This window comes from Tritonibacter sp. SIMBA_163, from assembly GCF_046535935.1.
Lineage (GTDB): Bacteria > Pseudomonadota > Alphaproteobacteria > Rhodobacterales > Rhodobacteraceae > Epibacterium > Epibacterium scottomollicae.
This window is the reverse complement of record NZ_JAWJBP010000002.1, coordinates 379,901-391,952: the sequence shown is the minus strand read 5'-3', so window position 1 is coordinate 391,952 and position 12,052 is coordinate 379,901. Positions and strand designations below refer to the sequence as shown.

Annotated in this window: 12 protein-coding genes; 5 read left to right on the top strand and 7 right to left on the bottom strand. The window is 59.8% G+C overall.

Annotated elements, in window-relative coordinates:
• Positions 1–8: 8 nt before the first annotated feature.
• Both R0J92_RS05785 and R0J92_RS05780 read right to left on the bottom strand, forming a co-directional pair.
• On the bottom strand, positions 9–890 hold the full coding sequence (locus tag R0J92_RS05785) for an ABC transporter permease subunit (RefSeq protein WP_106163621.1): 882 nt from the start codon (positions 888–890) through the stop codon (positions 9–11).
• Positions 891–967: 77 nt separating this feature from the next.
• Entirely contained in the window at positions 968–2,275 is a 1,308-nt protein-coding gene (locus tag R0J92_RS05780) for an extracellular solute-binding protein (protein ID WP_106163735.1), read from the bottom strand.
• Positions 2,276–2,633: 358 nt separating this feature from the next.
• Here R0J92_RS05780 and R0J92_RS05775 point away from each other — a divergent pair, with 358 nt between their 5' ends.
• Positions 2,634–3,620, top strand: a complete 987-nt coding sequence (locus tag R0J92_RS05775) for a TAXI family TRAP transporter solute-binding subunit (RefSeq protein WP_411051158.1) — start codon at positions 2,634–2,636, stop codon at positions 3,618–3,620.
• Here the strand turns inward: R0J92_RS05775 and R0J92_RS05770 are convergent.
• The 3 genes from R0J92_RS05770 to R0J92_RS05760 are packed head-to-tail and all read right to left on the bottom strand — an operon-like array spanning position 3,617 to position 7,732.
• Positions 3,617–4,678 carry a lipocalin-like domain-containing protein gene (locus tag R0J92_RS05770; RefSeq protein WP_411051011.1) on the bottom strand — a complete coding sequence of 354 codons (1,062 nt, stop codon included), beginning with the start codon at positions 4,676–4,678 and terminating at the stop codon, positions 3,617–3,619. The two genes, R0J92_RS05775 and R0J92_RS05770, sit on opposite strands and share 4 nt — an antisense overlap.
• Positions 4,668–7,073, bottom strand: coding sequence for an FtsX-like permease family protein (locus R0J92_RS05765; protein ID WP_411051010.1), 2,406 nt, complete (start codon positions 7,071–7,073; stop codon positions 4,668–4,670). The genes R0J92_RS05770 and R0J92_RS05765 overlap by 11 nt, the downstream gene beginning before the upstream one ends.
• Positions 7,070–7,732: an ABC transporter ATP-binding protein gene (locus tag R0J92_RS05760; RefSeq protein WP_411051009.1), complete on the bottom strand. Its 663-nt coding sequence runs from the start codon at positions 7,730–7,732 to the stop codon at positions 7,070–7,072. Before R0J92_RS05760 ends, R0J92_RS05765 begins: the two co-directional genes overlap by 4 nt.
• A 126-nt stretch (positions 7,733–7,858) precedes the next feature.
• On the opposite strand from R0J92_RS05760, the gene R0J92_RS05755 reads away from it, so the two are divergent.
• The 3 genes from R0J92_RS05755 (at position 7,859) to R0J92_RS05745 (ending at position 9,516) form a co-directional block, all read left to right on the top strand.
• Positions 7,859–8,305, top strand: coding sequence for a potassium channel family protein (locus R0J92_RS05755; RefSeq protein ID WP_317386224.1), 447 nt, complete (start codon positions 7,859–7,861; stop codon positions 8,303–8,305).
• Positions 8,306–8,338: 33 nt separating this feature from the next.
• Entirely contained in the window at positions 8,339–9,202 is an 864-nt protein-coding gene (locus tag R0J92_RS05750; RefSeq protein WP_411051008.1) for a YihY/virulence factor BrkB family protein, read from the top strand.
• A 113-nt stretch (positions 9,203–9,315) separates the two neighbouring features.
• Positions 9,316–9,516 (top strand): hypothetical protein, encoded by a 201-nt coding sequence (locus R0J92_RS05745; protein ID WP_411051007.1) that lies wholly within the window; start codon positions 9,316–9,318, stop codon positions 9,514–9,516.
• A 2-nt stretch (positions 9,517–9,518) separates the two neighbouring features.
• Here the strand turns inward: R0J92_RS05745 and R0J92_RS05740 are convergent, their stop codons facing one another.
• A complete protein-coding gene (locus R0J92_RS05740; RefSeq protein ID WP_106163627.1) occupies positions 9,519–10,235 on the bottom strand; it encodes an RlmE family RNA methyltransferase in 717 nt (238 codons plus the stop codon).
• Positions 10,236–10,343: 108 nt separating this feature from the next.
• Entirely contained in the window at positions 10,344–11,456 is a 1,113-nt protein-coding gene (locus R0J92_RS05735) for a Ppx/GppA phosphatase family protein (RefSeq protein ID WP_106163628.1), read from the bottom strand.
• 297 nt (positions 11,457–11,753) lie between these two features.
• Between R0J92_RS05735 and R0J92_RS05730 the strand changes: the two genes are divergently transcribed.
• Positions 11,754–12,050 carry a virulence factor gene (locus R0J92_RS05730; RefSeq protein WP_106163629.1) on the top strand — a complete coding sequence of 99 codons (297 nt, stop codon included), beginning with the start codon at positions 11,754–11,756 and terminating at the stop codon, positions 12,048–12,050.
• The last annotated feature ends 2 nt before the right edge of the window (positions 12,051–12,052 follow it).

Here is a 12,052-nt window from a genome sequence, read left to right as displayed (position 1 = left end):
TCTCCCTCTCAGGTATAATGGATCCGGCGCTCGATAAGCCGGAACTGAAACACGGTGAGCGCCAGAACGAGGATCATCAGGATCACCGATTGCGCGGAAGACCCACCCAGATCATTGCCGCGGAACCCATCGACAAAGACCTTGTAGACCAGTGTCACCGGGTTGTTGCCGGGCTCTGACCGCACCAGCGTGTCGATGATGCCGAAGGTGTCAAACAGCGCATAGGTGATGTTGATGATCAGCAGGAAGAAGGCGGTCGGCGCGAGCAGCGGAAAGGTCACATCCCAGAACCGTCCCGAGGCAGAGCGGTTGTCGATCAGGGCCGCCTCGCGCACCGATTTGGGAATCGACTGCAGGCCGGAGAGGAAGAAGATGAAATTGACCGGGATCTGCTTCCACACCGCAACGATCACCATGGCGGTGGCGGTGGAGTTGTAATCCGCACCGAGGCGGAAGTCCCAGCCGAAGAACTGGAACATCTCGGTCAGCGGGCCGTTGCGTTGGTCGAAGAACATCAGCCCGAGAAAACCGGCGACCGGCGGCGCGATGGCATAGACCCACATCAGCAGCGTGCGATAGGATTTCGCGCCCTTGATGACCGCATCCGCCTTCACCGCCAGCAGCAACGCCAGCGCCAGAGAGAAGAATGTGACAAGCGCTGTGTAGATCAGAGTGAAGCGCGCCACCTTGGCGTATTCGATATTGGTCATCAGGTCGGTGTAGTTCTCGACCCCCACGAAGGTGGATCCGAACCCGAAGGGATCCTGAAGGTAGAAAGATGACTGAACCGCCCAGGCAGCCGGCCAGTAGAAGAAGATCGCGATGATCATCAACTGAGGCAGCAGCAGCGCAACGGGCAGCCAGACAGTGGTAAATCCGGCACGTTTCATGAGGGGTATTCCATGGGCAAAAAGAATGAGGGCAATCCACGCGATCAACGTGGATTGCCCCGAAGGTTGGAGAGTGCTTAGCCTTGGGTCTTGGCGAAGCGGGCCAGCAGGTCGTTGGCCTCGTTCTCGATGTTGCTGAAGGCGTCCTCGACCGAGGTTTCACCGGACAGGATGCGGCCGTATTCGCGGTTCATCACGTCACGGATCTGCACGTAGAAGCCCATGCGATAGCCTTTGGTGTTGTCGCCACCGGGCAGGGACAGCTGCTGGATGCCGACTTCGGCAGCCGGGAAACGGTCATAGTGGCCGTCTTCCTTGGCCAACTCATAGGCGGCTTCGGTGATCGGCACATAGCCGGTTTCCTGGTGCCAGAAATACTGAACCTCGGGGGAGGTCAGATACTTGAAGAACTCTGCCGCAGCTTCGTTTTCTTCGGCGTCATGACCGGACATTGCAAACAGCGACGCGCCACCGATGAAGGTCTGCTTCGGCTCGCTGGTCACACCTTCCCAATAGGGCAGCACAGTGGCGGAGAATTCAAAGCCGAGATCCTTGGACATCAACCCGCCGAAGGAGCCGGAAGAGCCGAGCCAGATTGCGACATCACCGTCCTCGAAGGGCTGCTGGTTGTCGCCCCAGCCGGTGCCATACCATTCAAACAGGCCATTTTCCTTCCACTCGGTCAGAGCGGTGAAATGGGCTTTGATGGCGTCATTGTTGACCAGGATCTTGGTGTCTTCGGCGCCATCATAGCCGTTGTTGTTGGTGGCAAACGGCAGGTTGTGACGGCTATGGAAGTTCTCGGTAAAGATCCAGGGCAGATGCGACTGCGACAGCGCGATGTAGCCTGCGTCCTTCAGGGCAGGCGCGGTCACGGTCTGGAACTCTTCCCAGGTTTTTGGTGCGGAGACGCCAGCTTTTTCCAGCGCATCAACGTTGAAATACATGATCGGCGAGGAGGAGTTGAACGGCATGCCGATCATCTTGCCATCGCTGTCGGCGTAGAAGTAGCGCACGCCGGAGATATAGTCGTTGATGTCGAAGTCGACGCCATTGTCGGTCAGCAGATCCTGCACCGGGATGGTCGCGCCCTTGGCTCCGATCACGGTTGCGGCGCCGGCATCGAATACCTGCATGATGTTGGGCTGTTCACCGGCGCGGAAGGCGGCGATACCTGCGGTCAGGGTCTCTTCATAAGATCCTTTGAACACAGGCGTGATCTGGTAGTCATCCTGAGACGCGTTGAAATCCTCGGCGATCTGGTTGACCGTCTCGCCCAGCTGGCCGCCCATTGCGTGCCAGAGCGTGATTTCGGTTTCGGCGAAGGCCGCGGTGGCCGAGATGGCAACAGCGGCATTCATCGCTGCAATTTTCCAAAATGTCATCGACATCTCCAAGTCTGTGCCCCGTGAGCGGAGCTTGTTTTGGTGTTCAAACATCGAGAAGCTGGCAGCATTCCAGAAAAGAGAATGTTGCAGCATCGCACTCGTTTTCGCCGGTTCAGCCAATGGCGCACGTGCGAGCGTTTTGGCTCGAATGCGGCGCCGGAGTTGATTCCGGAGATACGAGTGCTCAGCTACAAGTCTTCATTAACGCTTTTATGACGGGCGCTAACATCGCGTCGCGTCAGTGCTGGAGTGAAGGCGCACACTGGCGGGGCGAATTAAACATGGCGCACCAATAGCATTGACAGAATTTGACACATTTGAAAGTTTGCGCGCGAAGATCGGGGTGGGGGACGGCATGAATGTGATCGGCAAGGCGACGGCGCTGCTGGCGGCAATGGTCATCGCGACTGCTGGCAGCATCCCGCAACATGCGCATGCCGAGGATTACATCACGATCGGAACCGGGTCTGTTTCGGGGCTGTATTATCCTTTGGGAACAGCGATTTGCCGTCAACTCAACAAGGATCGCCCGCGCCATGGCATTCGGTGCACCGCCGAGGTGAGCAATGGCTCGGTCGCCAATCTACAGGCCTTGCGGGATGGGCGCGTGGATTTTGCGATCGTGCAATCGGACTGGCAGGCCTTGGCCTATGAGGGGACGCCGTCGCTGTGGCGTGGCCTTCCATTTTCCGACATGCGCGCGGTATTTTCCATGCATGAGGAAATATTCACCGTTGTAGCGCGCGCGGATGCAGGGATCAGCACCTTTTCCGATTTGCGCGGAATGCGGGTCAATATCGGCAATCCCGGGTCCGGTCAGCGGGCGACAATGCTGGCTTTGATGAATTCCCTCGGCTGGACCTTCGATAGTTTTTCCGAAGTTTATGAGCTTTCTGCCGCACAGCAATCCGCCGGTCTGTGCGCCGGTGAATTTGATGCGATGGTCTTTGCCGTTGGTCATCCATCCGCTTCCGTCGAGGAGGCAACGACGGCTTGTGATTCCGTGCTGATTCCATTGGATGAGCCGGAAATTCGTGCGGTGATTGCCGGGAACAAGTTTTTCAATTTCACGCAAATTCCCGCAAATCTCTATCGTGGAAATCCGCTGCCGGTAAAATCGTTCGGCTTTGCGGCGACGTTGATCACCACGCGGCAACAACGTCTGAAGGTCGTGCAAGAACTGGTGCGGTCGGTATTTTCCGAGCTTGACATGCTGCGCCGTGCCCATCCCGCGTTCTATCAGCTAAAGGCCCCGGCGATGGTGGGGGAGTACCAGGCTGCACCACATCACAGAGCCGCGCGCGCCTACTACCGTGCCGAGGAACTGCTGCCGCGGAACTAATCACCGTAGCCGGTCATTTCGAGATAACCGGACCCATCATGGCTGCCGGTGACCCGCACAGGTCCTTCCCAATAGGAAAACGTCGTCCCCATCCACGCTTGCGGGTTGAGCGCCTCGATCGTGACAGACAGGTCGCGGGCGGGCAGGGAGACGCGCCACGCTGTCGGGATGTCACGCCCGCCCACATCCGACCACTGCAGCGGTACCGCTGCAAATTGGCCCGGTGCAAGTGGCTCTGCTTCGCCCTCTGCTGAAATCCAGGTGCCGGAGGTGAAATCCCCACGTGCGCCGCGCAGGACAAACCCCATGAGTTTCGTATCGTCATCAAAACGCAGGGAAAACCAATCCCAGCCATCCTGATCAGGGGCCAGCGGCTGGCTCGACCATTCGCGGTCCAGCCAGGCATCCCCGGTTACCTCGACCGGGCCGTCCGGCAGCGTCACGGTTCCGGTCACGGAATAGGCAGGCTGAGCATAGTAGAAGCTGGCCTGACCATCCGCTGATTTCACCGAATACCCTTGCTCACCATGCAGGACCAGCGGGCCGTGCGCGTTGAGTTGCAGATCGTAAGAGAATGCATCCGCACGCGCCTTCAGCCGGAGGCGATCCAATGTTGCGTCTATCGAGGACATTTCCCAATCGTCGATCCAGGCAGAAAAGGGGGCGGTGCGCGCACCCGCCTGACCAATGCCCCCGCGTGCGATCCGCTCGGCAAAGAGGTGATCGTCTTCGGTTGTCACCGCGGCGTGTCCCATCCAGACCTGCGGGTTTTGCCAGCCCTCTGCGTTGTCGGGCGCAAGTGCGGAGCGAAACAAGGTCCATTGGATGCCCAGATCCTCGCCAGAACTGGTGTGCAGGTTCGACGTCAGATACCACCATTCGATACGGTAGTCCGGGTGCGCCGCATGATCCGCTGGAAAGGACAAAGTGCCATTTGGGCTGGGCACGGCAAACCCCTCGGCCTCACTGCCCAGGTTGGCATAGCCCTGCGCCACAGCGAGAGTTGGCAGGGACAAAAGCGCGACGAGCGTGCGCAGCAGATTGGACCTATCTGTCACCGGCAAATACTCCCAGCAACGTGGCAGGGGACAGCCGTAGCAACCTGACGACCGGCACCAATGCGGCAAGCGCGGCCGCCACGCCGGTGAACAGAAACAGCCGCCCCCAGTCGGATGGAAACAGGAACATCGGCAAGCGCCATCCAAAGGCCTCCAGATTGATGATATTGAGCAGCACCCATGCCAGAAACAGACCAAGCGGGAGGGCGAGCAGGAATGTCAGCACGGCAAAGCTCAGGCTGCGCAGCAGTTCGAATTGCGCCAACTGGCGGCGTGTGACACCCATCGCCCAGACCGGCGCCAGCTGCGGTAGCCGCCGGTTCCATTGGCTGAGGAAGCTGGTCAACATTGCAAACCCCGCAACAGCCAGTGTCAGGATATTCAGCGCGCCGGTCACCACAAAGGTCCGGTCAAAAATGCCGATGGAGGCCGACCGCACCGTATTCTTCTCCACCACCGCACGGGCGGGCAGGTTGAGGTCGCGCCGCAGGGAACGCGCAAGCGCGTCGAGGCTGACGCCGGTTGGAGAGACCAGCCCGATCTGCGTGACCGCGATCTGGCTGGCCCTGTCCTGCAGAGTGGCAAGGGCGACAGTGGCTTGTCCATCCGGGTTGCCGTAGTCTGAATAGATCCCGGCAATTCTGGCGGTCCATGTTGGGGTGAGCGCCACCTCATCACCGATGCGCAGCGCCTCTCGGTGGGCGAGTTGTTCATTGATCAGCACTTGGCCCTGCTCATAGACGCGGTGCCAGGATTTCCCATCCCCGCGCACCATTGGCCAATTGTCTCGATAGAGGGGATCATCCACGACGCCATAAATCCGCAGTGGAGCCGTTGCCGTCCGGCTGTCACTGCGAAATTGTGGCAACGCCCGTGCACCATTGCGATCTGCCCAGTTCAGAACCCGCTCTGCTTGCTTAGGTGTTTCGACTTGCACATATATCTCGGCCGCCAGCCTTTGATCGATCCATTCGACAAACGTCAGTCTGAAACTGGACACCATCGTGCCGACCCCGATGTTGGTGGCAACCGCCAGCAGCAGCGCCATCAGCGACAGCGACAGGCCCGGCAGCTGCAGGCGACTGTCTGCCACCATCCAGCGCAGCAATGGGGCGCGTGTCAGGCGCAAGAGGCCGCTGCTCAAGCCATAGAAAACCAGCGGCAACAGCAAAGCCGCACTCAGCATCAGTCCCGCAAGGAACATGAAGCCACCCAACAGGCCCTGCACCAGACTGAGCGCAGCCCAGCCTGTGGCGATCAGCAGAACTGAGGCGGCCCCGCACATGGTATATGTCCGCCCCGCGCTACGCGTCACCGCGGCGTCGGACAAATTGCGTGTCATCCCGCGCAGCGCGATGAAGGCCTGCAAGCTGGCGATACAGGTGCCGAGTACAGCCATCGCCAGGCCGGACAGAACCCAAGACAGGCGCAGCGTCAGGCTGCCCTCGACCGGCGCGCCGTATAGACCACGCAGCGTGGCGCTAACATCCGGCAACAACAGCGCCGCAAGCCCGTAGCCGATCACCAGACCGACGGCCCCGGCCAGAAGCGCAAGGAGAATCAATTCCAAAAAAAGCGCCTGCATCAACGTGGCTGCCGATACCCCAAGGCACCGCAATGTGCGAATGCTGCCGCGCCTCTGCTCGACGCTGAGGGTGACGCTGCCCTGAACGATGAACAGACCCACGCAAAATGACAGCAGACCAAAAGCAGTCAGGTTCAGGTGAAAGCTGCGAGTCAAGCGTTCCGGGTCTGCCATGGCACTGTCGGAAGCGGCATTTTGCTGCAATTCGGGCACGATCTGATCGAGCGGCGGCAGGCCTGCCGGTTGATCCGGCAAAATCACAATGCGAGAGAGACGCCCTACATCGTCCAGCAGACGTTCTGCCAGGGAAATGTCGGTCAGCACAACGCTTGGTGGCAGCTGCTCCATTGGCAGCAGATGATAGGATCCGTCGAGGTCGGGCAGGGTCTCTGGATGCGCGAACAGCACACCGGGCGGACGCAGAAGTGCGAGCAGATCCAGATCGTTGTCTTCGGCGGCGCGCGACATTTCAGGCGCTCCGGGGTAGCTCAGCGGATCGACCCCCAGCACTGTCACAGCCTCTGACCCGCTTTGCCATTGGCCTTCCAGAACCGGGCTCACTTGCCAACCGGCACGCCGCAGCCGCACATAGTGATCCAGTGGGATCGTCCCCTCAGTCGCGGTCAAAACCGGCAAGTCTCTGGCGCCGAGTTCATCAACCGCGCGTGCGTAGGAGGCACGCGCTTCCGTGTTTATCGCCTGGACCGCAGACCAAAGCGCAGTCGCCAGCGCCAGCCCGGCCAGCAGCAACACCAGTTGCAATGGCGCACGCTGCCAATGGCGCAGGAAACTGTGCAGGGTCACGATCACCCGGCTGCCGCCTCAACCCGGCCACCGCTCAGATGCAGGTGTCGCGCGCATCGCGCTGCGATGTCATGCGAATGCGTGACGAGAAACAGCGCGCTTCCGGCCTCCGAGACCAGCTCCTGCATCAGACGCAGCACCTCGGCACTGGCGGTTTCATCGAGGTTCCCGGTCGGCTCATCCGCCAGCAACAGATCCGGGCGGACCGCCAGCGCGCGTCCGATCGCCACCCTTTGCTGCTGACCGCCGGAAATCTGCTCCGGGTAGCGATCCGTGAGATCCGACAGTCCAAGACGATCACTCAGCTCTTTGGTCCAATCGGGATCGTAGCGTTTGCCCAGACGGGCATGTAGCGCCAGATTTTCCGCGACGGTGAGGGCAGGAACCAGATTGAACTGCTGGAAGACCAAGGCGATCCGCCGTCGTCTCAGGTCCGATGCGGCCTTGTCGGTCAGACCGGCGATGTCATTGCCATCAAACATGATGCGTCCGCCGTCCGGCCGATCCAATGCGGCCAGCATGTGCAGCAGCGTGCTCTTTCCAGATCCGCTGTCGCCGGTGAGGGCCACACTCTCTCCACGCGCCAGATCAAAGGACGCGCCGCGCAGGACATTCCTGTTCTGTCCCGGATAACACCGGGTCAGACCGTCAACCGACAAAAGCATGAGGACGCCCCTTGAACCAAGATCTTGTCTTATGGATGTAATGCAGACGTTGCATGTTCAAGCCCCAATTTCTAAGTTGCGACAACGCATACGCCTCTGGACCGAGCGGAAAGTGAATACCCTGTCATGACATTGATCCAGCAGATTTTTTGGGGCAGCTTGTTCCTTGGCCTTTGTCTGGTTCTCGAAACCATCATGCTGTTGTGGTGTGGAGATACCCTGCGCCGCCACAAGGCGCGTTTCGGTCAGCGACGCGGCAACATGCAGCAGCTTGTCACGCTACTCATTTCCATCGGGTTTGTGGTTGGGGCGCACACGGCACAGATCTGGATCTGGTCGGCGGCTCTGATCCTGAAGGCGCAGACATTCGAAACATGGAACGCTGCCGTTTATTTCTCCATCGCCACCTACACAACGCTTGGCTACGGCGACATTGTGCTTGATGCTGAGCATCGGATCTTTGCCTCTTTCGCCGCCATGACCGGGATGCTGGCGTTTGGCATAAGCACCGCGTTTCTGGTCGCCGTCATGCGACCTGGACGGTCAGACAGTCCCTTTCGAAGCCACACATGAGTCTCTTCCCAATTCAACGCTCAGGAGTTCAACATGGCAGCAGGACGGCGATGTATGCAGGCCTTTAAGATCCTGCGCCGCGCGGTGGCGCGGTTCAACAACAAGAACGCCTGGGTGTTGAGCAGCCATATTGCCATGTCGATGATGATGGCACTGTTCCCCTTTGTCCTGTTCACAGTCGCCCTCAGCGGTGCGATCGCCAGTCTGTTTTCGCATAGAGTGGTCGTCGGGGACGTGGTGGATCTCGTCTTTGGCAGCTGGCCACCATCCGTGGCAGAGCCAATCACGCGCGAGGTCTATGCGGTGTTGGAGACCTCCGGCACCGGCTTGATGACGCTCGGCGGGGTATTTGCGCTCTACTTTGCCTCCAATGGTGTCGATGCGATCAGGGTATCGTTGCTGCGTGCCTATGGTCAGGACGAGACGCGGCCGTTCTGGAAGCACCGGCTGATTTCGCTGGGGCTGGTTGTCATGGGCGGGGCAGGGCTGCTGCTCGCGGCAGTGTTCGAGCTGTTCCTGCCGCTGGGTGCCCGTTTTGTGGCACGGTTCTTTCCCGATCTCGACTTTCTTCGCGGCTGGGAGAATGGCACCAACGGGTTGGTGGTTGCCGTTGTGCCGGTTGCCGCGGTGTTTCTCTATCACCTCGTCTTGCTGCCACGCCGCGCGTCGTTGCTTCATATCATGCCCGGAGCGGTTTTCACGTTGCTTCTGTGGTGGGGGGCAGGCGCCGGATTTGCGCTCTATGTATCCAGCTTCGCCAGCTACTCTGCCACCTATGCCGGCTTGGCCGGGGCCATGGCTGCGTTGATCTTCCTCTACCTGAATGCCGCGATCCTGATCCTTGGCGCGGAGATCAATGGCGTTCTGCAAACCGACCGATACGCCGACAAGGGATGACGCCAACTCCGTGACAATTGTCCGCAAGCACGCCGGTTTCGCCCCATTTCGACCACGGCTGCGTCGCGGTTCGCCATCATGCCTTGGTGGTGCGATTGAAACGGGGCGTGGTTATGAAAAAGACATCATCAGAACAGGGCCGCCAGAAGCTGCTGAAGCTGGCGCGGCTCTCTGCCTGCCCGGCGGGGCAGGCGCTGCGCAATGAAACGTCGGCCCAGCGGGCGTCCAAATCCGAAACACAGGCAATCAACAGCTTGAAAGATCAGGCGATCCGCTCTTTGCGCAAGCCGGGTTTTCGCTTCATGCCGCGCTGAGGTCAGCCCCGAAATCCGGTGGCGACGACAAATTTCTCAGAGCTGTCTGCGCGCGATGAGGGGGGCTTTACGTTTGCGACCGCCTTGAACTTCTGCTTCAGAAGCTTTTGCAAGTCTCCTTCGGCACCACCGGCCAGAACCTTCGCCACAAAGGTGCCGCCCTCGGTCAATACGTCAAAGGCGAAATAGGCAGCGGTTTCACACAGCGACATGATGCGCAGGTGGTCCGTCTGTTTGTGACCAGAGCTGGAGGCGGCCATATCGGACATGACCACATCGGCCTTGCCGCCAAGCCATTCCTTGACCTGATCGTCTGCACCCTCATCCATGAAATCGAGTTGATGGAATTCTGCGCCTGCAAGGGGTTCAAGCTCCTGCAGGTCGATGCCGACAATGCGCCCGACCGCCTTGCCGGATTTCTCTCCCAGCGCATTCACGCGGGGCACCGCCACCTGCGCCCAGCCACCGGGGGCACAGCCAAGGTCCACAACCAGCGCACCGGGCACAAGAAAGCGGTACTTGTCGTCGAGCTCCATGATCTTGAACGCCGCACGTCCACGATAGCCTTCGATCTGCGCACGTTTCACATAAGGGTCGTTCAATTGCCGTTGCAGCCAGCGGGTCGAGCTGAGCCTACGTCCGCGCGCAGTCTTGACCTTCACGGTCAGATCGCGCTGCCCGCGGCCAGACGTGTTCTTTCCAGTCGGTTTCTTCGCCATCAACTCAGCCTCCAAAGGATGGGTGCAGATAACGGTTCGCGCGCCGGGGATCAAGTACGGTGCGGGGCCTTTGCCAGTGTCAATACAGACCAAGGGGCTACAAAACGTTCAGAAAGGGCCGTCTTCCAGAACGCCATCGGCGCTCATCTGGGCATAGAGCAGCCCCTCGCGCAAACCTCGATCCGCAACCGACAATCGGTCCGTCGGCCAGCAGCGCAGCAACGCCTGCAAGATTGCGGCACCGGACATGATCAGCGCCTGCCGGTCCTCCCCAAGGCGGGGATCCCGGCGACGGCCTTGCGGGCCAAGCTCCAGGTAGCTGCGGATCACCTTGTCGATCTGATCCGACGTCATGCGCAGCCCGTCAACCTTCGTCCGGTCATAGCGTTTGAGGCCAAGATGCGAGGCTGCGACCGTGGTGACGGTGCCTGAGGTCCCGACAATCTGGAACCCTTCACGGGCCTGCTCATCCTTGTAGGGGGCAAAATCAGCGAGGTTTTCCTCGAAAAACCAGCTCATCAACGCGAACCGGGCCGCGTCGTCTTCTACATCGTTGAATTGATCCCTGAGCGTGGCCACACCAAGGGGCACTGAAATCCAGTCCACCACCTTGGCCGCCGGAAAGGGGCTGTCCGACGTGTGGAACCCTGCATGCAACCGCATGATGGCAGAAGGACGATCCCGGCGCGCGATCGAGGAAATGTCGATCCATACCAATTCGGTCGAGCCACCGCCGATATCCACCACCAAGAGCTGTTCGGTCTTGGTTGAGACCAGCGGAGCGCAGGAGATCACTGCCAGACGCGCCTCTTCCTCGGGCTGGATGATATCCATGGACAGGCCAGTTTCGCGTTTGATCTGACGCATGAAGTCGCGCCCGTTCTTGGCACGTCGACAGGCCTCTGTCGCGACAAGGCGCATGCGCTTTACGCGGTTGCGAGAGATTTTCTGCTGACAGATGCGCAGCGCCTGAATGGTGCGCGCCATGGACGAGCGCGACAAGCGCCCAGTCTTCTCCAGGCCGGAGCCAAGCTGCACCGACTTCGAGAAACTGTCGACCACATGAAAGCCGCTGCCCTTTGGTTGGGCAATCAGCATCCTGCAGCTATTCGTACCAAGATCCAGCGCCGCATAGAGCGCATCCGGATCCGGCCGGGCTGGTACAGGGGTTTCTACCGCTTTGGGAAACGCTCCTGTACCTTTGGAACGCCTGGGCGCCATGATTCACGCCCTCCGATTATCGTGTTACCCCAACAGTACGTTCGCAGTGACAACTCTGCAAGGGACTGTGAAACGGCGCGCTGTTGAAATCGTGAAGAAAACGGCAACCGCAGCGCGGGCGTGTTCACAATTTTGTTGAGAATTTTTAAGCGGCCAAGCGGTGTTCCGTGTTCTGATGGAACTCGTTTAGAAGTGGAAAGGTCGCTGATCCCACCTTTGTTGTCGAAATCCGACGTACCTGGCGACCTGCGGCGGATTAGAAACACGGTACGACAGGCGTATCGGAAAGGAACGGCAATGCCAGACGTCACCATCGTATATTGGCGCGACATCCCGGCTCAGGTCATCGTGGGCAAGGGGCGACGCGGCGCGAAACGTCAGCTCGAGGAACGGTTCGAGCAGGCCATTGATCGCGCAGCCATGAAGGTGAACGCCAAGGACAGCGATGCCTACCTTGCGGAATGGCGCAAGGCCAAACCTTTCAGTGTGGAGGGGGAGCCCGGCGATGTTGCCGAGGCCGAAGCCGCCCGTCTGGAGCAGGACTACGATCAGGACCGCCTGAAGGACCTGATCGCGAACGACGGCTGGGCATGACA